21 protein-coding genes are annotated in these 24,340 nt (G+C 68.7%); 9 read left to right on the forward strand and 12 right to left on the reverse strand.

Features of this window, described 5'->3' with window-relative positions:
• Positions 1–376: 376 nt before the first annotated feature.
• On the reverse strand, positions 377–1,603 hold the full coding sequence (locus AC1RQF_RS05625; RefSeq protein ID WP_492871499.1) for an MFS transporter: 1,227 nt from the start codon (positions 1,601–1,603) through the stop codon (positions 377–379).
• 196 nt (positions 1,604–1,799) lie between these two features.
• Here AC1RQF_RS05625 and AC1RQF_RS05630 point away from each other — a divergent pair, with 196 nt between their 5' ends.
• Positions 1,800–2,675, forward strand: a complete 876-nt coding sequence (locus AC1RQF_RS05630) for a LysR family transcriptional regulator (protein WP_492871500.1) — start codon at positions 1,800–1,802, stop codon at positions 2,673–2,675.
• A 10-nt stretch (positions 2,676–2,685) separates the two neighbouring features.
• Here AC1RQF_RS05630 and AC1RQF_RS05635 read toward each other — a convergent pair whose 3' ends face one another.
• The 8 genes from AC1RQF_RS05635 to AC1RQF_RS05670 form a co-directional block, all read right to left on the reverse strand.
• Positions 2,686–3,798: an ABC transporter ATP-binding protein gene (locus AC1RQF_RS05635; RefSeq protein ID WP_273998897.1), complete on the reverse strand. Its 1,113-nt coding sequence runs from the start codon at positions 3,796–3,798 to the stop codon at positions 2,686–2,688.
• Between the two features lie 53 nt (positions 3,799–3,851).
• The gene (locus AC1RQF_RS05640) at positions 3,852–4,544 is read right to left on the reverse strand and encodes an HAD family hydrolase (protein WP_273998898.1); all 693 of its coding nucleotides are present in this window, start codon (positions 4,542–4,544) and stop codon (positions 3,852–3,854) included.
• Complete coding sequence (locus tag AC1RQF_RS05645; RefSeq protein WP_273998899.1) at positions 4,541–5,407, reverse strand: carbohydrate ABC transporter permease; 867 nt, start codon at positions 5,405–5,407, stop codon at positions 4,541–4,543. Before AC1RQF_RS05645 ends, AC1RQF_RS05640 begins: the two co-directional genes overlap by 4 nt.
• Complete coding sequence (locus AC1RQF_RS05650) at positions 5,404–6,345, reverse strand: carbohydrate ABC transporter permease (RefSeq protein WP_273998900.1); 942 nt, start codon at positions 6,343–6,345, stop codon at positions 5,404–5,406. The genes AC1RQF_RS05645 and AC1RQF_RS05650 overlap by 4 nt, the downstream gene beginning before the upstream one ends.
• A 76-nt stretch (positions 6,346–6,421) precedes the next feature.
• Positions 6,422–7,738 (reverse strand): ABC transporter substrate-binding protein, encoded by a 1,317-nt coding sequence (locus tag AC1RQF_RS05655; RefSeq protein WP_274004365.1) that lies wholly within the window; start codon positions 7,736–7,738, stop codon positions 6,422–6,424.
• A gap of 69 nt (positions 7,739–7,807) precedes the next feature.
• Positions 7,808–9,139, reverse strand: a complete 1,332-nt coding sequence (locus AC1RQF_RS05660) for a D-tagatose-bisphosphate aldolase, class II, non-catalytic subunit (protein WP_492871502.1) — start codon at positions 9,137–9,139, stop codon at positions 7,808–7,810.
• Positions 9,127–10,083 (reverse strand): sugar kinase, encoded by a 957-nt coding sequence (locus tag AC1RQF_RS05665; protein WP_273998904.1) that lies wholly within the window; start codon positions 10,081–10,083, stop codon positions 9,127–9,129. Before AC1RQF_RS05665 ends, AC1RQF_RS05660 begins: the two co-directional genes overlap by 13 nt.
• Before the next feature lie 4 nt (positions 10,084–10,087).
• Complete coding sequence (locus AC1RQF_RS05670; RefSeq protein ID WP_273998905.1) at positions 10,088–10,864, reverse strand: L-iditol 2-dehydrogenase; 777 nt, start codon at positions 10,862–10,864, stop codon at positions 10,088–10,090.
• A 240-nt stretch (positions 10,865–11,104) separates the two neighbouring features.
• On the opposite strand from AC1RQF_RS05670, the gene AC1RQF_RS05675 reads away from it, so the two are divergent.
• The 7 genes from AC1RQF_RS05675 to AC1RQF_RS05705 all read left to right on the forward strand — a co-directional run bounded on the left by AC1RQF_RS05675 (position 11,105) and on the right by AC1RQF_RS05705 (position 16,841).
• Positions 11,105–11,569 carry a Fur family transcriptional regulator gene (locus AC1RQF_RS05675; protein WP_273998906.1) on the forward strand — a complete coding sequence of 155 codons (465 nt, stop codon included), beginning with the start codon at positions 11,105–11,107 and terminating at the stop codon, positions 11,567–11,569.
• Between the two features lie 40 nt (positions 11,570–11,609).
• On the forward strand, positions 11,610–12,530 hold the full coding sequence (locus AC1RQF_RS05680) for a metal ABC transporter solute-binding protein (protein WP_273998908.1): 921 nt from the start codon (positions 11,610–11,612) through the stop codon (positions 12,528–12,530).
• Positions 12,530–13,393, forward strand: a complete 864-nt coding sequence (locus AC1RQF_RS05685) for an ABC transporter ATP-binding protein (RefSeq protein ID WP_273998910.1) — start codon at positions 12,530–12,532, stop codon at positions 13,391–13,393. The genes AC1RQF_RS05680 and AC1RQF_RS05685 overlap by 1 nt, the downstream gene beginning before the upstream one ends.
• Entirely contained in the window at positions 13,386–14,174 is a 789-nt protein-coding gene (locus AC1RQF_RS05690) for a metal ABC transporter permease (protein ID WP_252981793.1), read from the forward strand. The genes AC1RQF_RS05685 and AC1RQF_RS05690 overlap by 8 nt, the downstream gene beginning before the upstream one ends.
• 151 nt (positions 14,175–14,325) lie before the next feature.
• Positions 14,326–14,784, forward strand: coding sequence for a DUF2778 domain-containing protein (locus AC1RQF_RS05695; protein ID WP_274004366.1), 459 nt, complete (start codon positions 14,326–14,328; stop codon positions 14,782–14,784).
• The gene (locus AC1RQF_RS05700; protein WP_273998911.1) at positions 14,781–15,053 is read left to right on the forward strand and encodes a hypothetical protein; all 273 of its coding nucleotides are present in this window, start codon (positions 14,781–14,783) and stop codon (positions 15,051–15,053) included. The genes AC1RQF_RS05695 and AC1RQF_RS05700 overlap by 4 nt, the downstream gene beginning before the upstream one ends.
• A gap of 414 nt (positions 15,054–15,467) precedes the next feature.
• Entirely contained in the window at positions 15,468–16,841 is a 1,374-nt protein-coding gene (locus tag AC1RQF_RS05705) for a nucleobase:cation symporter-2 family protein (RefSeq protein ID WP_273998913.1), read from the forward strand.
• Positions 16,842–17,318: 477 nt separating this feature from the next.
• Here AC1RQF_RS05705 and AC1RQF_RS05710 read toward each other — a convergent pair whose 3' ends face one another.
• The 3 genes from AC1RQF_RS05710 to AC1RQF_RS05720 are packed head-to-tail and all read right to left on the reverse strand — an operon-like array spanning position 17,319 to position 23,308.
• Positions 17,319–18,842 carry an efflux transporter outer membrane subunit gene (locus AC1RQF_RS05710; RefSeq protein ID WP_273998914.1) on the reverse strand — a complete coding sequence of 508 codons (1,524 nt, stop codon included), beginning with the start codon at positions 18,840–18,842 and terminating at the stop codon, positions 17,319–17,321.
• Positions 18,842–22,045 carry an efflux RND transporter permease subunit gene (locus tag AC1RQF_RS05715; protein WP_492871504.1) on the reverse strand — a complete coding sequence of 1,068 codons (3,204 nt, stop codon included), beginning with the start codon at positions 22,043–22,045 and terminating at the stop codon, positions 18,842–18,844. Before AC1RQF_RS05715 ends, AC1RQF_RS05710 begins: the two co-directional genes overlap by 1 nt.
• 15 nt (positions 22,046–22,060) lie before the next feature.
• The gene (locus AC1RQF_RS05720) at positions 22,061–23,308 is read right to left on the reverse strand and encodes an efflux RND transporter periplasmic adaptor subunit (RefSeq protein ID WP_273998917.1); all 1,248 of its coding nucleotides are present in this window, start codon (positions 23,306–23,308) and stop codon (positions 22,061–22,063) included.
• Between the two features lie 388 nt (positions 23,309–23,696).
• Here AC1RQF_RS05720 and AC1RQF_RS05725 point away from each other — a divergent pair, with 388 nt between their 5' ends.
• On the forward strand, positions 23,697–24,335 hold the full coding sequence (locus tag AC1RQF_RS05725) for a TetR family transcriptional regulator (protein WP_273998918.1): 639 nt from the start codon (positions 23,697–23,699) through the stop codon (positions 24,333–24,335).
• Positions 24,336–24,340: the final 5 nt, after the last annotated feature.

The raw sequence follows: 24,340 nt of genomic DNA on the forward strand, positions 1-24,340 counted from the left end.
GAGTCGCTGAGACGCTGAGACGCTGAGTCGCTGAGACGCTGAGACGCTGAGACGCTGAGTCGCTGAGACGCTGAGACGCTGAGTCGCTGAGTCGCTGAGTCGCTCAGTCGCTCAGTCGCTCAGTCGCTCAGTCGCTCAGTCGCTCAGTCGCTGAGTCGCTGAGTCGCTGAGTCGCTCAGTCGCTCAGTCGCTCAGTCGCTGAGTCGCTGAGTCGCTCAGTCGCTCAGTCGCTCAGTCGCTCAGTCGCTGAGTCGCTGAGTCGCTCAGTCGCTCAGTCGCTGAGTCGCTCAGTCGCTCAGTCGCTCAGTCGCTCAGTCGCTCAGACGCTCAGACGCTCAGACGCCGAAACCGCTCAGTCGCCGAAACGCCGAGACGTTCATGCGCTCGCGCGCGCCGCCGGAAACGCCACCGTGCGCGCGCGCCACGCGAACATCCACGCCGCCGCGAGCAACGCGACGGGCAACCACGGCAAGCCCGCCGGCCCGCGCGCGCCGAGCACCAGCCCGCCGACCAGGCCGCCGCCTGCGATCGCAAGATTCCACACCGTGACGAGCATCGACTGCGCGACATCCGCCGCGTCGCCGGCGGCGTCCGCGAGGGCGGTCTGGAACAGCGTCGGCGCGCCGCCGAACGCGAGCCCCCACGCGGCGACGCCCGCGTAAACCGCCGCCGGCGTCCGTGCCGCGACACCCAGCAGCAGCGCCGCCGCGCCGAACAGCGCGACGCTCGCGAGCGTGAGCCCGCGCAGCCGCGCGCCGATCCACGCGCCCGTCAGCGCGATACCGGCGATCGACAGCACGCCGAACACCAGCAGCACCGTGTCGACCCGCGCCGCCATCCGCGCCAGCGTCGCAAACGGCGCGATATAGGTGTACAGGATGTTGTGCGCGAGCACGAACGCGAACATCACGGCCAGCACAGCCGCGACGCCCGGCAGCGCGAACACCGCCGCGACCGGCCGGCGCGCGCCGGCCGCCTGCCCCGCGAAATCCGGCAGGCCCGCGCGCACCCAGGCGATCAGCGCGAGCGTGAGCGCCGTCATCGCGGCGAACGCGACGCGCCAGCCGTACGCCGCACCGAGCGCGGTGCCGAGCGGAATGCCGATCGACATCGCGACGGGCGCGCCGAGCATCGCGAGCGCGATGGCGCGGCCGCGCAGCCGCGCCTCGACCATCCGGCTCGCGTAGCCGGCGAGCAGCGCCCACAACAAGCCCGCCGACATGCCGGCGACGAAGCGCGCGGCCAGCGTGAGCGGATACGAGGCCGACGCCGCCGTGACGGTGTTCGCGGCCACGAATCCCGCCAGCGCGATCAGCAGCAAGGACCGTCGACGCATCCCGCGCGTGGCCGCGACGAGCGGAATCGCGGCGAGCAGCGAGCCGAGCGCGTAGACCGTCACGAGCTGGCCCACGAGCGCCTCGCTCACGCGCAGGTCGCGGCTCATCAGCGGCAGCAGCCCGGCCGGCAGCGCCTCGGTCAGGATCGTCACGAAGGCGGCCGTCGCGAGCGCGAGCAGGCCGCCGACCGGCAGCCGGCCCGTGCGCGCGCCCGCCGGCGCGGCCTGGGCAACGGCAGCTTCATCGAGCACGCAATCGTCGCTCATGCGGCGCGCCCTCCCGTTCGATGCGCGCGCAACCTCGCCGCCGCGCGCCGGCGCCCTTTTCCATGCTGCTCCATGTCATCCCTCCGGAATCGAAAGTCGAATCGAACGCCCATGGTAGGCAGCCGGCACGCGAAGAAAAACTGGGCTAGAGTTCCTGACTCCGCGGACATCGATGTCCGCAATCGAGAGGATCGCCATGGAGAGCCTGACCGGTCTGCTCGTGTTCGTGCAGGTTGCGGAAACCCGCAGCTTCGTCGCGGCGGGTCGCGCGCTCGGCCTGTCCGCCTCGGCGGTCGGCAAACGCATCGCGCGCCTGGAGGCGCGCCTGCGCACGCGGCTGTTCCACCGCAGCACCCGCAGCATCGCGCTGACGGCCGAGGGCGCGCGCTTTCTGGAGCGCTGCCGGCGTGTGCTCGCCGAACTGGACGAAGCGGAACAGGAACTGTCGGACACCTCGGACGCGCCGCGCGGCCGGCTGCGCGTGAGCCTGCCGATCGTCAGCTGGCTGGTGCAGCCGCTGCTCGCCGACTTCATGGCCGCCTATCCGGACATCCAGCTCGACCTCGATTTCTCCGACCGGCTCGTCGACGTGATCGACGAAGGTTTCGACGCGGTGCTGCGCACCGGCGCGCCGAGCGACTCGCGCCTGTCGTCGCGCCGGCTCGGCGCGTGCCGGACCCTGCTCGTCGCCGCGCCCGATTACCTCGCGCGGCACGGCACGCCGCGCACGCCCGCCGACCTCACGCGGCACGTGTGCCTGCATTTCCGCTATCCGAAGGACGGCAAGCTCGAAGTCTGGCCGCTGCGCGACGCGCCGGGCATCGAGGTGCCGGTCTCGATGATCTGCAACAACCTCGAGACCCGCGTGTGCTTCGCGCTGCGCGGGCGCGGCATCGCCTGCGTGCCCGACTTCTCGGTGCGCGGCGAGCTCGCGGCCGGCACGCTGCGCACCGTGCTCGACGGCCACGTCGAGCGCACCATCGTGTTCCATCTGCTGTGGCCGTCGGGCCGCCATGCGACGCCCAAGGTGCGCGCGTTCGTCGACTTCCTCGCCGCGCGGATGTTCCCCTGACGCGGATGGATCAAGCCGCGCGCGCATGCGGCAGGCGGCGCGCGAACGCGCGCCCGTCGGCGTCGAACAGGTGGCAGTGCGCAGGCTCGGCGCTCACGCGCAGCGTCTCGCCGCTCCGGTAAGTGTCGAGCGGTGGAATCCGCGCGATCAGGCCGTCGGCCGCGAGCGGCGTTTCCGCGTACAGATAAGCCGCATCGCCGAGCGATTCGACCGCCATCGCACGCGCGGCGACGCCCTCGCCCGCCGCCGCGTCGACCCGCACATGCTCGGGCCGCACCCCGACCGTCACGCTGTCGCCGACGCGCAGGCTCGCCGTGTCGACCGCGACCCGCTGCGTCTCGCCGCTCGCGAAGCGCACGAGCGCCTCGTCGGGGCTCACCGCATGCGCGACGCCTGCCAGGAAATTCATCTTCGGCGAACCGATGAAGCCCGCCACGAACTGGTTCGCGGGCGCGTGGTACAGCGCGTTCGGCGTGCCGACCTGCTGCACGCTGCCCGCCGACAGCACGACGATCTTGTCGGCGAGCGTCATCGCCTCGACCTGGTCGTGCGTCACGTAGATCATCGTGGTGCCGAGCGTGTCGTGCAGCCGCGCGAATTCGAGCCGCATCTTCACGCGCAGCGCCGCGTCGAGGTTCGACAGCGGTTCGTCGAACAGGAACACCTTCGGCTTGCGCGTGATTGCCCGGCCGATCGCGACGCGCTGCCGCTGGCCGCCCGACAGCTGTTTCGGCTTGCGGTCGAGCAGATGGTCGATGTGCAGGATCTTCGCGGCCTGACGCACGGCGGCGTCGATCTCGGGCTTCTTCGCGCCCGCGAGCTTGAGGCCGAACGCCATGTTGTCGTACAACGTCATGTGCGGATACAGCGCGTACGACTGGAACACCATCGCGATGCCGCGCTTCGCGCTCGGCACCTCGTTGACGCGCGCGCCGTCGATCAGCAGGTCGCCGTCCGAGATGTCCTCCAGGCCCGCGATCATCCGCATCAGCGTGGATTTGCCGCAGCCGCTCGGCCCGACGAACACCACGAATTCGCCGTGCGCGATGTCGAGGTTGACGTTGCGCAGCACCTCGGTGTCGTCGTAGCGCTTGCCGATATTGCGCAGGAGCACGCTTGCCATTTTTCCGCCTCCGTTCCAGTGTCCAGTGACGCGTCGCACGGCGACGCCGTCGTTCAATGCGGCTGCGCCGCGTCGGTCGCGCGCCATTGCGCGACCAGCGCGGGCAGCGCGCGCATCGCATCGAATACCTGACGCGCGCCGGCGTCGCGCAGCGCCGCGCGCTGCACCGCCGATGCGTGGCCCGCGCCCGCGAAGCCGAATACCGTCATGCCGGCCGCCGTCGCCGCGGTGACGCCCGTCACGCTGTCCTCCACCACCACGCAGCGCGCGGGCGCGACGCCGAGCGCCCGGGCAGCCGCGAGGTAGACGTCGGGCGCCGGCTTGGGCCGCGCGACGCGGTCCGCGCAGAACACGCGCGCGCCGAAGAAACGCACGAGCCCGGTGCGCCGCAGAACCGTCTCGACATAGGCGTGGTCGCTGTTGCTCGCGCAGGCGGCGCGCAGCGGGATCTGCGCGAGCGCATCCGCCACGCCGTCGACCTCGTGCGCCTCGACGGCCGCCGCCGCGACGCACGCGCGGATCGCCTCGACGTCGGCCGGCGCGAGCGTGCGGCCGGCGTGCGCGCATGCGCCTTCGAGCACGCGCTCGGTGCGCAGGCCGAGCAGCGGCATCACGATCGGGCGCGCCGCGACGCCGGGCCAGCGCGCCTCGAGTTCGCGCACCAGCACCTCGGCCGCGATCGCCTCGCTGTCGATCAGCACGCCGTCGCAATCGCAGATCAGCGCCTGTTCCCCGGCGCCGCTCACTTGACCGCTCCGAACGTGAGGCCGCGCACGAGCTGCTTCTGCGACAACCAGCCGACCACCAGGATCGGCGCGACCGCGAGCAGCGAGGCGGCCGACAGCTTCGCCCAGAACAGCCCTTCCGGGCTCGAATACGATGCGATGAAGACCGTCAGCGGCGCCGCGTTCGAGCTGGACAGGTTGATGCTCCAGAACGCCTCGTTCCACGACAGGATCACGAGCAGCAGCGCGGTCGACGCGAGGCCGGGCAGCGCCATCGGCAGCAGCAGGTAGACGATCTCCTGCCAGGTCGACGCGCCGTCGATGCGGCCCGCCTCCAGGATGTCGCGCGGAATCTCGTTGAAGTAGGTGAAGGTCATCCACACCGCGATCGGCAGGTTGATCAGCGTGTAGACGATCACGAGGCCCGACACGGTGTCGAGCAGCCCCGCGTTCTTCCACAACAGGTAGATCGGCACCAGCACGCCGACCGACGGCATCATCTTGGTCGACAGCATCCACAGCAGCAGCGACTGGGTGCGCCGGCCCGGGAAGAACGCCATCGCATACGCGGCAGGCACCGCGAGCAGCAGGCAGATCGCGGTGACACCCGCGGAGATCTGCACCGAATGCCACGCGAACGCGAAGTAGTCGCTGCGCGCGAACACCTCGCGGAAGCTGTCGAGCGTCGGCACGAACAGCAGCGACGACGAATAGGCCTGCTGTTCCGTCTTGAACGCGGTGATCGCCATCCAGAAGATCGGGAAGAACAGCAGCAGCGCGACCAGCCACGCGAGCACGCCGGGCAGGCCGCGCCCAAGCGCGCGCAGCACGCCGGCGGGCCCGCGCGCGGAGCGCGGCCGGGTTGGAATGGACAGGTCGCTCATGCTTCGTACTCCCCTTTCAGGTTCTTCGCGAGCATCCGCACGAGGAAGAACGACACCACGTTCGCGAGCACCACCGCGAGGATCCCGCCCGCCGACGCCAGCCCCACGTCGAACTGCTGGAGGCCGAGCGCGTAGATCAGGTAGGACAGGTTGGTGGTCGCGTCGCCCGGGCCGCCGCCGGTGGTGGTGTAGATCTCCGCGAAGATCGACAGCAGGAAGATCGTCTCCATCATCACGACCACCGCGATCGCGCGCTTCAGGTGCGGCAGCGTGATGTGGAAGAACATCGCGAACGGGCCCGCGCCGTCGATGCGCGCGGCCTCCTTCTGCTCCTGGTCGAGGGACTGGATCGCGGTGAACAGGATCAGGAACGCGAACGGCAGCCACTGCCACGCGACGATGATCACGACCGCGGAGAGCGGATACTGCGCGAACCAGTCGATCGGCTGCATGCCGAGCGCGCGCATCGCGGCCGCGACGAGACCGTACACGGGATGCAGGATCATGTTCTTCCAGATCAGCGCCGACACGGTCGGCATCACGAAGAACGGCGCGATCGCGAGGAGGCGCGCGACGCCCTGCCCGTAGAACTTGCGATCGAACAGCACCGCCATCAGCACGCCGCCGACCACCGTGATCGCGAGCACCGAGCCGATCAGCGCGAGCGTGTGCCAGATCGCCGGCAGGAACGACGGATCGGTCGCGAGGAAGCGGTAGTTGTCGAGCCCGGCGAAACCCTTTACGTCGGGATTGAGCAGGTTGTAGCGCGACAGCGAGAACCAGATCGTCATCGCGAGCGGGATCGACATCCACAGCACCAGCACCGCAACCGAGGGCGAGACGAGCCAGCGCGTGGAGCGGCCGCGCGACGCGGCGGCGGCGCGCGCGTCAGGCGTCAGCGGCACCGGATGGGACAGCGGAAGGCGGAGATGGCGCATGAGCGAAGCTCCCTGTGGAAGGCGCGCGGCCGAGCCGCGCGCGTGAGCCGGATGGCCGGGCGGCGCGCGCGGCCGTTCATTTGCGGTAGCCCGCCTGGCGCACCGCGCGGTCCGCGGCGGCCTGTCCGGCGGCGAGCGCCTGGTCGACGCTCATCTGGCCCGCGACCGCGCCCGCGATCGACTGGCCGACCACCGTGCCGAACGACTGGAACTCGGGAATCCCGACGTACTGCACGCCCGTGTACGGCACCTTCTGCAGCGACGGATCGGTCGGGTCCGCGGTCTGGATCGCCTTCAGCACGAAGTCGGAGAACGGCGCGGCGGCCTTGTACTCGGCGCGCTGGTAGGTCGATTGGCGCGTGCCCGGCGGCACCGAGGCCCAGCCCTCGTCCTTGCCCGCCAGCTCGATGTACTGCTTCGAGGTCGCCCATTCGATGAACTTCTTCGCGGCGTCCTGCTGCTTCGAGGTCTTCGGGATCGCGAGCGCCCACGCCCACAGCCAGTGCGAGCCCTTCGGCGTGACGGCGACGGGCGCCGCCGCGAAGCCGATGCGGTCGGCGACCTGCGACTGCTGCTTGTTGTACAGCATGCCCGCCGCGACCGTCGCATCGATCCACATCGCGCACTTGCCCGACGCGGTCAGCGTGAGGTTCTCGTTGAAGCCGTTCGAGCTGGCGCCCGGCGGCCCGTTCTTGCGCAGCAGGTTCACGTAGAAATTGATCGCCTTCTTCCATTCCGGCGAGGTCAGCTGCGCGTTCCACTGCTCGTCGAACCAGCGGCCGCCGAAGGTGTTCACCACCGTCGACACGTAGGCCATGTTCTCGCCCCAGCCCGCCTTGCCGCGCAGGCAGATGCCGTAGGTGCCGGCGGCCTTGTCGGTGAGCTTGTCGGCGAATTCGGCGATCTGCGCGTAGGTCGGCTGGTCCGGCATCTTGAGCCCCTTCGCCGCGAACAAATCCTTGCGGTAGAAGGTCATCGAGCTTTCGACGTAGAACGGCAGCGCGTACAGCTGGCCGTTATAGGACAGGCTGTCGCGCGCGGTCTTCACGACGTCGTTCAGATCGTAGTCGGCGGGCAGGTTCGTCATCGGCGCGAGCCAGCCGCGCTTGCCCCACTGCGGCGCCTCGTAGGTGCCGATCGCCATCACGTCGAACTGGCCGCTGCCCGTCGTGATGTCGGTGGTCGCGCGCTGCCGCAGCACGTTCTCTTCCAGGATCACCCAGTTCAGCCGGATATCCGGGTTCGCCTTCTCGAACGCCGGCGACAGCTTCTTCAGCTCGATCATGTCCGGGTTGTTGAGGGTCGCGATCGTCAGCGTCGCCGCATGCGCGGCGAGCGCGCACGCGGTCAGCGCGACGCCCGCGCAGAGGCGCCCTGCGCCTGGGCGCAGCATCGCGGCGGTGGGCTTGAGTCGTTGCATCGCATGTCTCCTGTGTTTATCGGCTTGTCGTCGGGCGGATCATCAGGCGCGCGGCCGCGTCCCGCAGGCGCGCGCATAACGCGAGAGCACCTCGCGAATCCGGTGGCGGACCCACGCGTCGGGCCCGCCCGCCAGCGCACCGGCGCGCCGCGCCGCGTAGACGTCGGGCAGCCACTGCGCGACGAGCGTCTCCGGCGGCGCGCGGCGCGCGAGATTGCCGAACAGCCGCTCGACCGCCGCCGCGACGGCGGGCTGCAGCCAGTAGTAGCGGATCCGGTCGCTGTAGCTGAACTGCCGCGCGAGCCGCTGCGCGGCCGCGTCGCCGCGGTAGTACGGCGCCCAGTGCTCGGGGCGCGCGCGCATCGCCGCGTCGACCACCTCGCGCAGCCCGGAACGTTCGTCCGCCTCATCGTACAGCGCGTCCTCGATGTAGCTGAGCGCGAACAACGCCTCGCGCAGCGCGAACGTCAGCGCCGGCCCGACCTTGAGGATCGCGAAATGGTCGCGCACCAGCGCGGCGAGCGCGGCCTCGGTCTGGTAGTCGGTCGAATGCGCCTCGAACACGAGTCCCGGCGCGTGCAGGATGCTCGCGGCGAGCGGCGCGGCCTTCGCCGGCGCATAGTCGAGCACCCGGCGATCGTCGAAATCGACGCCGGGCTGCGCGACCACCGCGATCACGCGCGACCAGGCCGCGTCGAGCCCGAGCCGCGCGAATGCGCTGCGATGCGCGTCGAGCGTGGCCCGCACGCTGTCCGCGCGGGTCACCTCGATGCGCGCGATCGCGTCGCCGTCGTCCGCGCCGCCCGCTTCGCCGCCGGGCACCGGCACCTCGGTGCCGATCACGTAGACGGGCGCGAGGCCCGTCCGTGCGGCCGCGTGCTCCGCCACCGCGCACAGCCGCGCCGCGCGCGCGGCAATCTCCGCATCCGGCAGCGGTGCGGCGTCGTCCGCGCAGGTCATGCTCGCGTCCAGGTGCAGCTTCGTGAAACCCGCGTCGACATAGGCCTCGATCATCACGCAGGCCTCGTCGAGCGCGCTGCGCGCATCGAGATGCCGCCACGGATTCGGGCCGAGGTGGTCGCCGCCGAGAAGCAGCGCGTCGGGCGCGAGCCCGCGCGCGCGCGCCAGCCCCTCGAGGTCGCGCCGGAACGCCGCCGGCGTGAACCCCGTATAGCCGCCGCGATGATTGACCTGATTGCAGGTAGCCTCGACGAGCAGCGGCGACGCATCGTCGCGCGCGGTCTCGCAGGCCGCCTCGAGCACCAGCCGGTGCGCGCTGCATACCGCGTAGATGCCGCGCGCGCCGGTGCGCCGGTTGGCGTCGAACAGATCGGCGAGCGCCGCGCCCGCGCGCGCCGGAATCACATCGTGCATGCGGCACCTCGCGTGGCGATGAAGCGATCGAGTTCATCCCGGTCGCTGTTGCCCTCCATCGGGCCGACCCGCGTCACGGCGAGCGCGCCCGCCGCATTCGCGCGGCGCAGCGCGGCCTCGACCGGCAGGCCGTCGATCAGGCTCGCGACCAGGGTGCCGCCGAAGCAGTCGCCCGCGCCCGTCGGATCGACTTCGCGCACCGCGTAACCGGGCGCCTCGCAGCGCCCCGCGCGCTCGAACGCGGAGCAGCCGGCCGCGCCGCGCTTCAGCACCACGCGCTCCAACAGCGGGCGGGTCGCGAGCAGGCCGGCGATCGCGCGCTCGCACGCCTGCTCGCCGCAGAAGAACGGCAGATCGGCCTCGCTCGGCAGGAACAGGTGGCATGCATCGAGCACCTCGTGCAGCGCCGCGCGCATCGGCCGGAACGCGAGCATCTCGGCGCGCACGTTCGGATCGAACGACACCTTCGCGCCGACCCGCGCCGCCTCGGTCACGCCGCGCCGCACCGCATCGATCGCGGCCGCGCTCGTCAGCGAGGAACCCATCACATGAAAATAGCGGCAGCCGTCGAACAACGCCGGGGCGACGTCGCTCGCGTCGAGCGCCGAGGCCGCGCTGCCCGCGAGGCTGTAGACGAACTGGCGGCTGCCGTCGTCGCGATAGGCGACGAACGCGACGCCGGTCGGCCGCCCGACGCGCCGGATCGCGCCGGTCTCGACGCCGTGGCCGCGCAGCCGCGCGACGATCGCGTCGCCGAACGCATCGCGCCCGACGCAGCCCGCGTAGGCGACCGAGACGCGCTGGCGCGCCGCCTGGTCCGCGAAGATCGCGGGCGCGCCGCTCGGAAACGGCCCGCTGAACGCGCCCGGCGCCTCGAAGCCCTGGCCGCGCCGCGCCGCGACGAATTCGGCCAGCAGTTCTCCGGCGACCACGATCGCGGCCATGATCTCAGCTCATCCAGTTGCCGCCGTCGACGTTCAGCGTCTGGGCGGTGATGTAGTCGGCGTCGGCCGACGCGAGGAACAGCGCGGCGCCCGTCAGGTCGGCGGGCACGCCCATCCGGCCGAGCGGCACCGCCGCGCCGACGCGACGCTTCTTCTCCCCGGGCGGCAGGTGCTCGTAGCGGGCGAACAGCGCGTCCACGTGGTCCCACATCGGCGTGTCGACCACGCCGGGCGCGATGCCGTTCACGTTGATCCGGTGCGGCGCGAGCGCGAGCGCGGCCGATTGCGTGTAGCTGAGCACCGCCGCCTTGGTCGCGCAGTAGTGCGAGACGAGCGCCTCGCCGCGCCGGCCCGCCTGCGACGACATATTGATGATCTTGCCGCCGCGCCCCTGTTCGACCATCCGCTGCGCGACCGCCTGCATCAGGAAGAACATGCCCTTCACGTTGACCGCGTACAGGCGGTCGAACACATCCCACGATTCGTCGAGAAGCGGGCGCATGTCGAACAGCGCCGCGTTGTTGAACAGGATGTCGATGCCGCCGAAGCGCTCGACGGCGGTGGCGACGATGCGCGCCAGATCGTCGCGGCGCGTGACGTCCGCGCTGAGCGCGACGGCGCGGTCGGGCTGGGCGTCGATGAGCCGCGCGAGCGCGCCGTCGGCGGGCTTCAGGTCGACCAGCACGCAGCGCGCGCCTTCGTCCAGGTAACGTTGCGCGACCGCCTCGCCGATGCCGCTCGCGGCGCCCGTCAGGATCGCGACCTTGTCCTGCAATCTCACTGGCTGTCTCCGATTCGTTGTAGTCGTTGGCGAATCCGTCGGCGAGCGAACGTTCACTGAATGATCATTTGCTCATACCGCGATCGAATGATCGAATACGATGTCGCCGCTGTCAAGGCGGGCAATCCCCTTTTCGATGATGCGGCGCGGCATCGGCGGCGGGCCGACGCGCCCCGGCTCCGTGCAGTCGAGGCGGATACGTTATATCATCACGATTCCTTCGATCCGCCGGTCTCCGCCATGGCCTCGACCCATCCCCTTGCCGCCCGCCTCGCCCGCGCCGACGCGTTCGCCGCCGAGCACGACCTCACCTGGACGCCGCTGCGCCGGCAGGTGTACGAGCGCGTGCTCGCCGCGCAGCGGCCGATCGGCGCGTACGACCTGCTCGCCGAGCTGGAGCCGCAGCGCGGCCGGGTGCCGCCGACCACGGTCTATCGCGCGCTCGAGTTTCTCGTCGAGCACGGCTTCATCCACCGGATCGAATCGAAGAACGCGTTCCTCGCCTGCTGCGAGATCGGCCAGCCGCACGAAGGGCAGTTCCTGATCTGCGAAGCGTGCGGCGACACCGTCGAGATCCCCGGCGTCGAACTCGCGCGGCAGCTGTCCGCCAGCGCGCCCGCGCACGGTTTCGAGCTGCATCACCAGGTCGTCGAGCTGAGCGGCCTGTGCGGGCACTGCAAGACCCGGCAGGCGCCGCGCGCGTAAGCGCAGCGCCTCTTTCCACCGACCCACCAGGATCGACCGCATGATCTCCGTCGCCTCGCTGCGCGCTTCGCTGCGCGCGCGCTCGTTTTCCTCCCTGGCCCGCCGGCTGGCCGCCGGCGCCTGCGCGCTCACGCTGAGCGCAGCGGCCGCCGCGCAGAATGCCCCCGTGCAGGTCGTCGCCGCCGAGAACTTCTACGGCGACGTGGTGCAGCAGATCGGCGGCGCGCGCGTCGCGGTGACCAGCATCCTCAGCAATCCCGACCAGGACCCGCACCTGTTCGAGGCGAGCCCCAAGACCGCGCGCGCGCTCCAGCACGCGAACCTCGTGGTCTACAACGGCGCGAACTACGACCCGTGGATGACCAAGCTGCTCGGCGCGTCGAAGAGCGCGCGGCGCACGACGATCGTGGTCGCCGATCTGCTCGGCAAGAAGGCCGGCGACAACCCGCACCTGTGGTACGACCCGGCGACGATGCCGGCCGCGGCGCGCGCGATCGCCGCCGCGCTCGGCACGGCCGATCCCGCGCACAAGGCCGAGTACGACGCGAACCTCGCGCGCTTCATCGCGTCGCTGCAGCCGCTCGACGCGAAGGTCGCCGCGCTGCGCGCGCAATACCAGGGCGCGCCCGTGACCGCCACCGAGCCCGTGTTCGGCTACATGGCCGATGCGCTCGGCCTCGAGATGCGCAACCTGCGCTTCCAGCTCGCGACGATGAACGACACCGAGGCGAGCGCGTCCGACATCGCCGCGTTCGAAAGCGACCTGCGCAACCGGCGCGTGCGCGTGCTGATCTACAACAGCCAGGCGGAGGAGCCGATGACGAAGCGGATGCTGAAGATCGCGCACGACGCGCGCGTGCCGAGCATCGCCGTGACCGAGACCCAGCCGTCGGGCAAGACCTTCCAGCAGTGGATGCTCGCGCAGCTTGACGCGCTCGGCGCCGCGCTCGCGCAAAAGTGATGACGCACGCTGCGCACGCGCTCGAACTCGAGCACGTCACGCTCACGCTGGGCGGGCGCACGATCCTCGACGACGTGAGCCTCGCCGTCGAGGCCGGCGAATTCGTCGGCGTGCTCGGGCCGAACGGCGCGGGCAAGACCACGCTGATGCGCGCGGTGCTCGGCCTCGTGCCGGCCGCGCGCGGCACGCTGCGCGTCGCGGGCGAACCTGTCGCGCGCGGCAACCCCGCGATCGGCTACATGCCGCAGACGCGCAGCGCGCTCGCCGGCCGCCGCGTGCGCGGCTACGACTTCGTCGCGATGGCGGCCGACGGCCACCACTGGGGCCTGCCGCGCACCAGCGCGGCGGTGAGGGAAGACGTCGCGCGCGTGCTCGATCTCGTCGGCGGCACGGCCCTCGCGCAGCGGCCGTTGTCCGAGCTGTCGGGCGGCGAACGCCAGCGCCTGCTGCTCGCGCAGTGCCTGCTCGGCGCACCGAAACTGCTGCTGCTCGACGAACCGCTGATCAGCCTCGATCCGCACCGCCAGCGCGGCGTGGTCGAGCTGGTGCGGCGCGTGCAGCGCGAGTTGGGCATCACCGTGCTGTTCTCCGCGCACGAACTGAACCCGCTCCTCAACGCGCTCGACCGCGTGCTGTATCTCGGCAGCGGCGTCGCCGCGCTCGGCACCGTCGACGAGGTGATCACGAAGCCGGTGCTGTCGCGGCTGTACGGCTCGCCGATCGACGTGATGCGCGTCAACGGCCGCATCTTCGTGATGTCGGGCGACGTCGAAGTCGAGAAGCACGACCACGAACACGAAGACGACGGCGCGCACGCGCACGGTCACGCCCATCCCCACGACGGACACGCACACGATGTTTGAGTACGAATTCATGGTCAACGCGTTCGCGGCGGCGGGCATCGTCGCGGTGCTCGCGGGCGTGGTCGGCTACTTCCTCGTGCTGCGCGGCCAGACCTTTGCGGGCCACGCGCTGTCGCACGTCGGCTTCACTGGCGCGACGGGCGCGGTGCTGCTCGGCATCTCGCCGATCTGGGGCATGGTGGGCTTCACGCTCGCCGCGGGCGTCGGCATGGGCGCGCTCGGCGAACGGCTCGCGGGCCGCGACGTCGCGATCGGCGTCACGCTGTCGGTCGCGCTCGGCTGCGGCCTGCTGTTCCTGCACTTCTACACGAGCTATGCGACCCAGGTCACCGCGCTGCTGTTCGGCAACGTGCTCGGCGTGAGCCGCGCGACGCTCGCCGTGCTCGCCGGCATCGGCGCGGTCAGCCTCGTCGCGCTCGCCGCGATCATGCGGCCGCTGCTGTTCGCCTCGCTGCAACCCGAGCTGGCCGAGGCGAAGGGCGTGTCGCTGCGCCGCGTGTCGGTGCTGTTCCTCGCGATCTGCGCGCTGGCCGTCGCCGCGTGCACGCAGATCGTCGGCGTGCTGCTGGTGTTCACGCTGCTGGTCGGGCCGGCCGCCGCCGCGCAGAACCTCGCGACGCGCCTGTCGACGGGCGTCTGGCTCGCGGCGCTCCTCGCGCTCGCCCAGGCGTGGCTCGGCATCACGCTCGCGTACTACACCGACTGGCCGACCAGCTTCTGGATCACCGCGCTGTCGGCGCTCGCGTACGGGCTCAGCCTGCTCGGGCGGCGGCGCGGCTGACGCGTGCGGGAGGCAGCCGGCGAGCCGGATCGATCGCAGGCTGCTCGCATTTCAGACAAGGCTCATAGACCGCCCTTCAGCCGGATCACATAGTCCACGCCTTGCGGGTCGTCTGTCTTCGACCCGCCCACGTGGAGGAGTGGACGATACGATGGTCGAATGTTCGTTCAAGCTGAACGGGGAAAACATGAGCAGCCTGAAACGCGGTTCACTTTCGTTTCCGGCATTCTCCGGTATGGATCGCCACCGAAATCAGCGGCGCTCCGCCCGCATTCCGCACTTAGGCCCCATTCCCCCTGGTACTTACTACGTCCTCGATCGTCAGTCCGGCGGCATGCTGGGCCAACTCAAGGAACTGTTCAACGATAAGCGCGACAGGTTTGCCCTCTACGCGATCGACGGAAAAATTGACGACGAGGTTTTCTGCAATCGCGTTCGGCGTGGTCAGTTCCGGCTGCACCCCAAAGGAAATTTAGGTATCAGCGAAGGCTGTATTACGCTTGAGCGCAGCATCGATTTCTACCGAGTGCGGCGCATCCTCAAAGGCCAACGCACCACCGTTATCCCTGGCACGCAACTCCAGATGTACGGGCGGGTGACGGTCCGATGAAAAATGGACTCCGCTTCGTCGCCTTCACGCTGTGGATCGCGGGTGCGACCCTGCTCCTGGCGTGGCTCTGTCTGAATCATCCCGCCTTCACCCTGCCGATCTCCGAAAGCATGTGGATCTGGATCTTCAGCCATGTACCGGGATTCTGGGATGGCGAGGCGGGTGACGACCTGGTTCTTCTCGTCCACCTGGCCGTGTCTCTCGCCATCGTGCTCTGCATGACGTGGCTGTTCCGGCACCTCCTGCGCCGCCGACGCGCAAAGTCCTAGCGGATCCAGGCCAACGTCGCGTTGCTCAAGCGAGCACGTCGTCGCGCGTTGCCTATCGCCCTGACTTACTCAATCCCCATTATCGTCCCGCAGCGGTGCAACCCTGCTGCGAGAACGGCTTGCGCGGGTTAACCCCGCGCGCCGCGCGCCCCCCGCGCAAACCCACTATGCGGCCTTCCCAATACACACCATAAACCCCGCGATATTTGGCGGGACGCTCCCGGCATTTTTGGACGGCTATAAAAACCCTGAACCTCACAGCCACCGCCCGTCGCCCATGATTCCACTGCTTACTCGCGCGAAACGCGCATATCACTGCTGCAAAGAGCGGAATAGAACCCAGTACTCTTGTTGCGGACCGGCAATGCGCATAACTTCGTGTCATCCAGAAAACAAGATCATGGAGTGAGACAGATGCAATCGAACACGGTCCATCCGTGCGACGAGGTGTTGCCGTCCGGCAAGTTGTTGACGCTGGGCCTGCAACACGTGCTCGTCATGTACGCCGGCGCGGTCGCCGTGCCGCTCATCGTCGGCGGCGCACTCAAGCTGCCCAAAGACCAGATCGCGTTCCTGATCAGCGCGGACCTGTTCGCGTGCGGCATCGCCACGCTGATCCAGACCCTCGGCCTGTGGATCTTCGGCATCCGCCTGCCGGTGATCATGGGCTGCACGTTCGCGGCCGTCGGGCCGATGATCGCGATCGGCACCAATCCCGGCCTCGGCATCCTCGACATCTTCGGCTCGACCATCGCGGCCGGCGTGATCGGCATCGTGCTCGCGCCCGTGATCGGCAAGCTGCTGCGTTTCTTTCCACCCGTCGTGGTCGGCACGGTGATCTCGGTGATCGGGCTGTCGCTGATGGAAGTCGGGATCAACTGGGCGGCGGGCGGCGTCGGCAACCCCGACTACGGCAATCCCGTGTACCTCGGCCTGTCGCTGCTGGTGCTCGCGATCATCCTGCTGATCAACAAGTTCGGGCGCGGCTTCGTCGCGAACATCTCGGTGCTGCTCGGCATCGTCGCCGGCTTCGGCCTCGCGTTCGCGCTCGGCCGGGTGAACACCGACGGCGTCGCGAGCGCGCCGTGGGTCGGCTTCGTGATGCCGTTCCACTTCGGACTGCCGCACTTCGATCCGCTGTCGATCGCGACGATGGTGATCGTGATGTTCGTCACCTTCATCGAATCGACCGGCATGTTCCTCGCCGTGGGCGACATGGTCGAACGGCCGGTCGACCAGGAACGCCTCGTGCGCGGGCTGCGCGTCGACGGCCTCGGCACGCTGATCGGCGGGATCTTCAACTCGTTCCCGCACACCTCGTTCTCGCAGAACGTCGGCCTGATCGGCGTGACGGGCGTGAAAAGCCGCTACGTGTGCGCCACGGGCGGCGTGCTGCTGGTGCTGCTCGGCCTGTTTCCGAAGATGGCGCAGGTGGTCGCGTCGGTGCCCTCGTTCGTGCTCGGCGGCGCGGGCATCGTGATGTTCGGGATGGTCGCGGCGAACGGCATCAAGGTGCTGTCGAAGGTCGATTTCGTCGGCAACCACAACAACCTGTTCATCGTCGCGGTGAGCATCGGCCTCGGTCTCGTGCCGGTCGTGTCGCCCGGTTTCTTCGCGAAGATGCCCAGCGCGTTCGCCCCGATTCTTCACAGCGGGATCCTGCTCGCGTCGGTGTCGGCCGTGCTCCTGAATCTCGTGTTCAACGGCGTGAAGGGCGAGAAGGACGCCAAATGCGAGATCCGTCGCGCGGGACACGATTTCGACGGACGGCCGGTCGACCTGCATTGACGCGCGACGCCGGCTGCGATGTGAAAAACGCCACGGGCAGCCGTGGCGTTTTTTTATCCGATGGCCGACGCGGCGGCGCGCACGCCGCGGCACACCGTGCGCGGAAAGCGCGGCACCTTGCCGTCGTCATGCCGTCTCGCCGCTGAACCCGCCTCGCGGCTTCGTCGTCGGGCCGGAGGACACCGCGGCCGGTCCTGCGCCCACCCACCGCGCCCGCCTCTCTCCCGTCACGGCCAAGGCCCACGATCGGATTGACCAGGCGCCTCATCGCCGGACCGGGAATCGGCGCGACGGCCTTGTCCTGGCGTCGCGCCGATCTCGACGATTGCGCCCCCCTCGCCGCGACCCGCCACCGCATCGACGCACGAGCGACCCACAAGGAAAAACGCCACGGCAAAAGCCGTGGCGTTGAACCGGTCGCCCGGGCCCCCCGCGAAACAGACAGCCCGACCGCGCCGCCTGTCGCGACGGCCGCGTTCAGCCCGTCGTCGCGGTCTGCGAAGCCGGCTTGGGCGCGGTCGCGGTGCCGTAGTCGACCGGCGCATCGGCCGGACGCGGCGCGTCGCCCGCCCGCTCGATCCACCCGCCGCCGAGCGCCCGGTACAGATCCACCAGGTTGGTCCAGCGTGCGAGCCGCGCGTTGATCAGCGCCTGCTGCGCGTTGTACAGGTCCGTCTGCGCGGTCAGCACCGACAGGTAGTTGTCCACCCCGTTCTTGTAACGCAGGTCCGACAGATCGAAACGCCGCTGCTGCGCGTGCTCGTTGCGCTCCAGCGCCGCGATCTGCTGGTCGTACGTGCCGCGCGCCGCCAGCCCGTCCGACACTTCCCGGAACGCCGACTGGATCGCCTTCTCGTAGTTCGCGATCTCGATCCGCTTCTGCACGTTCGCCAGGTTCAGGTTCGCGATGTTCTGCCCACCCTCGAAGATCGGCAGCGCGATGTTCGGCGCGAACGACCACGCCGCCGTGCCGGCCTTGAACAGGCCGCCCAGCGTCGGGCTCGCCGTGCCGAACGCCGCCGTCAGCGAGATCTTCGGGAAGAACGCCGCGCGCGCCGCGCCGATGTTCGCGTTCGCCGCGCGCAGCGCCTGCTCCGCCTGCATGATGTCCGGACGCCGCGTCAGCAGTTCCGAGGGCAGGCCCGCCGGCACGTCCGTCAACAGGTTCTGCGCGTTCAGCGGCAAACCCGCCGGCAGATCGTCCGGCAGCGGCTCGCCCACCAGCTGCACCAGCATGTTCACGGTTTGCGCCCGTGCACGCGCCTGCGCCTGCTGGTTCGAGAGCGCCTGTTCGACGACCGTCTGCGCCTGCCGCAGGTCCAGTTCGGAACCCGTGCCGTTGTCGAACTGCAGCTTCGTCAGCCGATACGATTCCTGCGCCGTCTTCAGCGTGCCTTCCGTCACCGCGAGCAGGTCGTCGTTCGACAACACCGTCAGGTACTGGTCCGCGATCTGCGCCACGAGCGAGATCTCGCTCGCCTGCCGCGCATACGACGTCGACAGGTACTGCGCGAGCGCCTGGTCCTTCAAGCTCTGGATCCGGCCGAACAGGTCCAACTCCCACGACGCGGACAAGCCCACGTTGTAGGTCGTCGTGATGTTCTGGCCCGGCACCGAGGTCAGCGCATTCGGCAGACGCTGGCGATTGCCGGTGCCCGTGGCATCGATCGCCGGGAACAGGCCCGCGCGCGTGATCTGATACTGCGCGCGCGCCGCCTCGATGTTCAGCACCGACACCCGCAGGTCGCGGTTGTTCTTCAGCGCGATCTCGATCAGCCGCTGCAGCCGCGGATCGGTGAAGAAGTTGCGCCAGCCGATCTCGGTCGCCGCCTGCCCGTTCGCACTGCGCGCGCCCGTCGCGCCCGGCTGCGTCGCATACACGCCGTCGCTCGGGAACGCGCCCGACACGGGCGCCTCCGGTCGCTGGTAATGCGGCGCCATCGTGCACCCGCTCGCGAAGAGCGCCACCGCCAATGCGGTCAATGCATGTTTTTGCATCATCACTGTCCCTTCCTGCCTGCGTCGTCGCCGTCTTCCGGCTTCTGTTCGTGATGCGCGTGTTCCTGCGCCAGACGCAGCGCCTCGTCGACGTCTTCCTTCTCGCCGCTGAACACCGCCCGCACCTTCACGAAGAACATCGGGATCATGAAAATCGCGAGGAAGGTCGCCGTGATCATCCCGCCGATCACGCCCGTGCCGATCGCGTGCTGGCTCGCCGAGCCCGCGCCGTTGCTGATCGCGAGCGGCAGCACGCCCAGGATGAACGCCAGCGACGTCATCAGGATCGGGCGCAGCCGCAGCCGCGCCGCTTCCAGCGCGGCCTCGATCGGCCCCATCTTCTCGGTCGTCTGCAACTCGCGCGCGAACTCGACGATCAGGATCGCGTTCTTCGCCGACAAGCCCACCGTGGTCAACAGCCCCACCTGGAAGAACACGTCGTTCTCGAGCCCGCGCAGCGTCGCCGCCAGCAGTGCCCCGATCACGCCGAGCGGCACCACCATGATCACCGAGAACGGGATCGACCAGCTTTCATACAGCGCGGCCAGACACAGGAACACCACGAGGATCGAGATCGCGTACAGGATCGGCGCCTGCGAACCCGACTGGATTTCCTGGAACGACAGGCCCGTCCACGAATAGCCGATGCCTTCCGGCAGCTTCTTCGCGAGCGCTTCCATCGCCGCCATCGCCTGACCGGTCGACTTGCCCGGTGAGGCCTGGCCCTGGATTTCCATCGCCGAGATGCCGTTGTAGCGCTCGAGCTTCGGCGAACCGTAGGTCCACTGGCCCGATGCGAACGCGCTGAACGGCACCATGGTGCCCGTGCTGTTGCGCACGTACCAGATGTACAGGTCTTCCGGCGACATCCGGAACGGCGCGTCGGCCTGCACGTAGACCTTCTTGATCCGGCCGTCGGTGTCGAGGAAGTTGTTCACATAGCTCGAACCCCAGGCGATGTTGAACGACTGGTCGATGTTCGCCGCGGTGACGCCAAGCGCGTTCGCCTTCTCGCGATCGATGTTCACCTTGTACTGCGGCGTATCGTTCAGGCCGTTCGGACGCACGCCCCGCAGCGTCGGATCCTTGGCTGCCATCCCGAGCAACTGGTTGCGCGCAGCCATCAGCACATCGTGGCCGAGACCCGCGTTGTCCGTCAGCTCGAAGTCGAAGCCGGCGGCCGTGCCGAGTTCCGGAATCGAGGGCGGATTGAACGGAATCACGAGCGCATCCTTGTAGCCCGCGTAGCGGCCGAACATCCGGCCGATCAGCGCCTGCACCTTCTGGTTCGCATGCTGACGCTGCGCGTAATCCTTCAGGCGGACGAACACGAGACCCGAGTTCTGGCCGCGGCCCGCGAAGCTGAAGCCGTTCACCGTGAACGCGGAGTCGACGATTTCCTTCTCGTCGGTCAGCAGGTAGTTCGAGATGTTCTCGAGCGTGCGCGCCGTGGTTTCCTGCGTCGAACCCGACGGAGTCTGCACGATCACGAACATCAGGCCCTGATCCTCATCCGGCAGGAACGACTTCGGCAGGCGCACGAACAGCAGCCCGACCGCGACGATCACGACCAGATAGATGACCATCCAGCGGCCCGAGCGCTTGATCACGTGGTGCACGCCGACGTGGTACTTCTCGCGGCTGCGGTCGAAGGTCTTGTTGAACCAGCCGAAGAAGCCCTTCTTCTGCTCGTGATGGCCCTTCGGGATCGGCTTGAGGAGCGTCGCGCACAGGGCCGGCGTCAGAATCAACGCGACCAGCACCGACAGCACCATCGCCGACACGATCGTCAGCGAGAACTGCCGGTAAATCGCGCCCACCGAGCCGCCCGAGAACGCCACCGGCACGAACACCGCCGACAGCACGAGCGCCACGCCGACGAGCGCGCCCGTGATCTGGCCCATCGCCTTCTTGGTCGCCTCCTTCGGTGACAAGCCCTCTTCCGCCATCACCCGCTCGACGTTCTCCACCACCACGATCGCATCGTCGACCAATAGACCGATCGCCAGCACGAGCCCGAACATCGACAGCGTGTTGATCGAGAAGCCCACGAGCGACATGACCGCGAACGTGCCCAGCAGCACCACCGGCACCGCGATCGTCGGGATGATCGTCGCCCGCAGGTTCTGCAGGAACAGGTACATCACGAGGAACACCAGCACGATGCCTTCGAGCAGCGTCTTGACCACTTCCTCGATCGACAGCTTCACGAACGGCGTCGTGTCATACGGATACGACACCGTCAGGCCGTGCGGGAAGTACTTCGACAGTTCGTCGACCTGCTGACGCACCGCCTTCGCGGTCGCGAGCGCATTCGCGTTGGTCGCGAGCTGGATCCCCAGCGCCGCGCTCGCCTTGCCGTTGTAGCGGGTGTCGAAGTTGTAGTTTTCCGCGCCGAGCGCCACGCGCCCGACATCCTTCAGGCGAACCTGCGAGCCGTCCTGGTTGACCTTCAGCAGGATGTTGCCGAACTCCTCCGGCGTGCGCAGCAGCGTCGCCTCGGTGATCGTCGCCTGCAGCACGGTGCCCGGCTTCGCCGGCGTGCCGCCGAGCTGGCCGCCCGCGACCTGCACGTTCTGCGCGCTGATCGCGTTCGTCACGTCGACCGGCGTGAGGCCATAGTTGTTCAGCCGGTTCGGATCGAGCCAGACCCGCATCGCGTACTGCGAGCCGAACAGCGTGACGGTGCCGACGCCGTTCAGACGGCTGATCGGATCCTTCACGTGCGACGCGACGTAGTTCGCGAGGTCGTAGCGGTTCATGCTGCCGTCTTCGGACGTGAACGCGAGCACCAGCAGGAAGCTGCTGCTCGACTTCGTCACCGACAGGCCGAGCTGCTGCACCACCTGCGGCAGGTTCGGCGTCGCGAGCGACAGCTTGTTCTGCACCTGCACCTGCGCGATGTCCGCGTTGGTGCCCGGCGAGAAGGTCAGCGTGATGGTGGCCGTACCGGAATCGTCACTCGTCGACGACATGTACAGGAAGTTGTCGAGACCGCTCATCTGCTGTTCGACCACCTGCGTCACCGTGTCTTCCACCGTCTTCGCGGAAGCACCCGGGTAGTTCGCCGTGATCTGGATCGACGGCGGGGCGATCGTCGGATACTGCGCGATCGGCAACGTGAAGATCGCCGCCACCCCAGCCAGCATCAGGATGATGGCGATCACCCACGCAAAGATCGGGCGATCGATAAAAAACTTTGCCATGAAACAGGCCCCCTGTTATTGCTGCGCGCCCGACGCGACGCTTGCCGGCGTCGCCGCCGATGCGCCGGATGCACCTGCCGCGGCGTTCGCCGCACCCTGTGCCGATGCCGTGTCATCCGCCGCCTGCGGCAACGCCGCCGGCACCGTCTTGACCGTCATCCCCGGCCGGACCTTGTCGATCCCTTGCACGATCACCCGGTCGCCCGGTTGCAGACCGCCCTCGACCACCCAGTTCTGGCCATGCATCCCCGTCGTCACCAGCGGATGCGGCGCCACCTTGTTCTCCGCCGTCACCACCAGCGCCACCGCCTGACCCTTCTGGTCATGCGTCACGCCGATCTGCGGCACCAGGTACGCGTTGTCGTTCACCCCTTCCTCGATGTGCGCACGCACGAACATCCCCGGCAGCAGCACGCCGTCCTTGTTCGGGAAGATCGCCCGGATCGTCACCGAGCCCGTCGTCTGGTCCACCGTCACGTCCGAGAACTGCAGCTTCCCCGACTCCGAGTACGGCTTGCCGTCTTCCAGGATCAGCGTCACCTTCGCCGCGCCCGGGCCGCTTGTCTTCAGACGGCCGCTCTGCACGTCCTGCCGCAGCTTCAGCCCTTCGAGGCTCGATTGCGTCAGGTCCACGTACACCTGATCCAGCTGCTGCACCGTCGACATCAGGGTCGCCTGGCTCGCCTGCACGTACGCGCCCGGCGTCACCTGCGAGATCCCGACCCGGCCGGTGATCGGCGAGGTGACGTCCGTGTAGCCCAGATTGATCTGCGCCGTATCCACCGCCGCCTTGCCCGAGGCCACGTCCGCCGCGGCCTGGCCCTGCGTCGCCACCGCGTTGTCGTAATCCTGCTTGCTCACCGCGTTCGCCGCCACCAGCACCTTGTAGCGCGCCGCCAGCGCGTTCTGCGTCGCCAGGTTCGCTTCCGCCTTCGCGAGCGCCGCCTTCGCGCTGTTCAGCGCCGCGATGTACGGCGCCGGATCGATCTTGTACAGCCGCTGGCCCGCCTTCACGTTCGTGCCTTCCACGAACTCCCGGCGCAGCACGATCCCGTCCACCCGCGCGCGCACCTGCGCGACCAGGTACGCACTCGTGCGGCCCGGCAGCTCGGTGACGACCGGTACCGTCTGCGGTTGGACGGTGACTACGCCGACTTCCGGCGTTTGCTGGGGCGGTGCCGTTTCCTTCTTCCCGCACGCGGCAAGGAATACGGCTGCCGTCGCGACAGTGATTAAGCGGTATGGAACCCGTTCGACGCGCATGGAGCGACCTCGTTTGTAACAATTGGATTGAGTGCAGGCCCTCGGGGACACAACACGAATGCGCCTTGCGGCGCGTGATCGAATGCTTATCTTGCTTGGACTGCAGATACAGCAACGGCACGTAAGGACCGTGCCGGAGAACGCGCCGGAGAAACAGGCGGCGCGAGTTGGGGGGGATATCAGCAGGATCCGATATTAACCGATTGCTGCTTGGGTCATTCGATCGTGGGATGGTATTGTATATACATTCATGATTGTATGTAAAAGACCTTTCCGCGCCGCACAAACTTTTACAATTTACCGACAGTTACACACAACCCGGGGGCCGCGCGGCGGCGCCCGACCCGACGGCGCGCCCAGGCCGCCGTCGCCCACTACAGGCTAGCGAATGGTCAGACGTACCAAGGAGGAAGCGCTCGCCACGCGCGACCGCATCCTCGACAGCGCCGAGCACGTCTTTTTCGAGAAAGGCGTGTCGCACACCTCGCTCGCCGACATCGCCCAGCATGCCGGCGTGACGCGCGGCGCGATCTACTGGCACTTCGCGAACAAGGGCGAGCTGTTCGACGCGATGTTCGCGCGGGTTTTCCTGCCGATCGACGAGCTGAAGTCGAAGGACAGCGTCGCGCGCGCCGATCCGCTCGGCCGGATCCGCAAGATCCTGGTCTGGTGCCTGCTCGGCGTCGCACGCGAGCCGCAGCTGCGGCGCGTGTTCAGCATCCTGTTCATGAAGTGCGAGTACGTGGCCGACCTGGAGCCGCTGCTGCAGCGCAACCGCGCGGGCATGAGCGAGGCGCTGCACAACATCGATGCGGATCTCGCCCGGGCGGTGGCGGACGGCGATCTGCCCGCGACCCTCGACACCTGGCGCGCGGCGCTGATGCTGCACACGCTGGTGTCGGGCTTCGTGCGCGACATGCTGATGCTGCCGGACGAGATCGATGCGGAGCAGCATGCGGAAAAGCTCGTCGACGCGTGCTTCGACATGCTGCACCTGAGCCCGGCCTTGCGCCGCGACCCCACCTGAGCGCA

It is taken from the genome of Burkholderia sp. GW821-FHT14F03, from assembly GCF_058803765.1.

Excerpts from the sequence above, each read along its gene's own strand:
- AC1RQF_RS05665 (WP_273998904.1), bottom strand. The coding sequence starts at position 10,083 with ATGGCCGCGATCGTGGTCGCCGGAGAACTGCTGGCCGAATTCGTCGCG.
- AC1RQF_RS05680 (WP_273998908.1), top strand. The coding sequence starts at position 11,610 with ATGATCTCCGTCGCCTCGCTGCGCGCTTCGCTGCGCGCGCGCTCGTTT.
- AC1RQF_RS05705 (WP_273998913.1), top strand. The coding sequence starts at position 15,468 with ATGCAATCGAACACGGTCCATCCGTGCGACGAGGTGTTGCCGTCCGGC.
- AC1RQF_RS05685 (WP_273998910.1), top strand. The coding sequence starts at position 12,530 with ATGACGCACGCTGCGCACGCGCTCGAACTCGAGCACGTCACGCTCACG.
- AC1RQF_RS05720 (WP_273998917.1), bottom strand. The coding sequence starts at position 23,308 with ATGCGCGTCGAACGGGTTCCATACCGCTTAATCACTGTCGCGACGGCA.
- AC1RQF_RS05655 (WP_274004365.1), bottom strand. The coding sequence starts at position 7,738 with ATGCTGCGCCCAGGCGCAGGGCGCCTCTGCGCGGGCGTCGCGCTGACC.
- AC1RQF_RS05700 (WP_273998911.1), top strand. The coding sequence starts at position 14,781 with ATGAAAAATGGACTCCGCTTCGTCGCCTTCACGCTGTGGATCGCGGGT.
- AC1RQF_RS05695 (WP_274004366.1), top strand. The coding sequence starts at position 14,326 with ATGGTCGAATGTTCGTTCAAGCTGAACGGGGAAAACATGAGCAGCCTG.
- AC1RQF_RS05690 (WP_252981793.1), top strand. The coding sequence starts at position 13,386 with ATGTTTGAGTACGAATTCATGGTCAACGCGTTCGCGGCGGCGGGCATC.
- AC1RQF_RS05660 (WP_492871502.1), bottom strand. The coding sequence starts at position 9,139 with ATGCACGATGTGATTCCGGCGCGCGCGGGCGCGGCGCTCGCCGATCTG.
- AC1RQF_RS05625 (WP_492871499.1), bottom strand. The coding sequence starts at position 1,603 with ATGAGCGACGATTGCGTGCTCGATGAAGCTGCCGTTGCCCAGGCCGCG.
- AC1RQF_RS05650 (WP_273998900.1), bottom strand. The coding sequence starts at position 6,345 with ATGCGCCATCTCCGCCTTCCGCTGTCCCATCCGGTGCCGCTGACGCCT.
- AC1RQF_RS05675 (WP_273998906.1), top strand. The coding sequence starts at position 11,105 with ATGGCCTCGACCCATCCCCTTGCCGCCCGCCTCGCCCGCGCCGACGCG.
- AC1RQF_RS05710 (WP_273998914.1), bottom strand. The coding sequence starts at position 18,842 with ATGATGCAAAAACATGCATTGACCGCATTGGCGGTGGCGCTCTTCGCG.
- AC1RQF_RS05645 (WP_273998899.1), bottom strand. The coding sequence starts at position 5,407 with ATGAGCGACCTGTCCATTCCAACCCGGCCGCGCTCCGCGCGCGGGCCC.
- AC1RQF_RS05635 (WP_273998897.1), bottom strand. The coding sequence starts at position 3,798 with ATGGCAAGCGTGCTCCTGCGCAATATCGGCAAGCGCTACGACGACACC.
- AC1RQF_RS05630 (WP_492871500.1), top strand. The coding sequence starts at position 1,800 with ATGGAGAGCCTGACCGGTCTGCTCGTGTTCGTGCAGGTTGCGGAAACC.
- AC1RQF_RS05715 (WP_492871504.1), bottom strand. The coding sequence starts at position 22,045 with ATGGCAAAGTTTTTTATCGATCGCCCGATCTTTGCGTGGGTGATCGCC.
- AC1RQF_RS05725 (WP_273998918.1), top strand. The coding sequence starts at position 23,697 with ATGGTCAGACGTACCAAGGAGGAAGCGCTCGCCACGCGCGACCGCATC.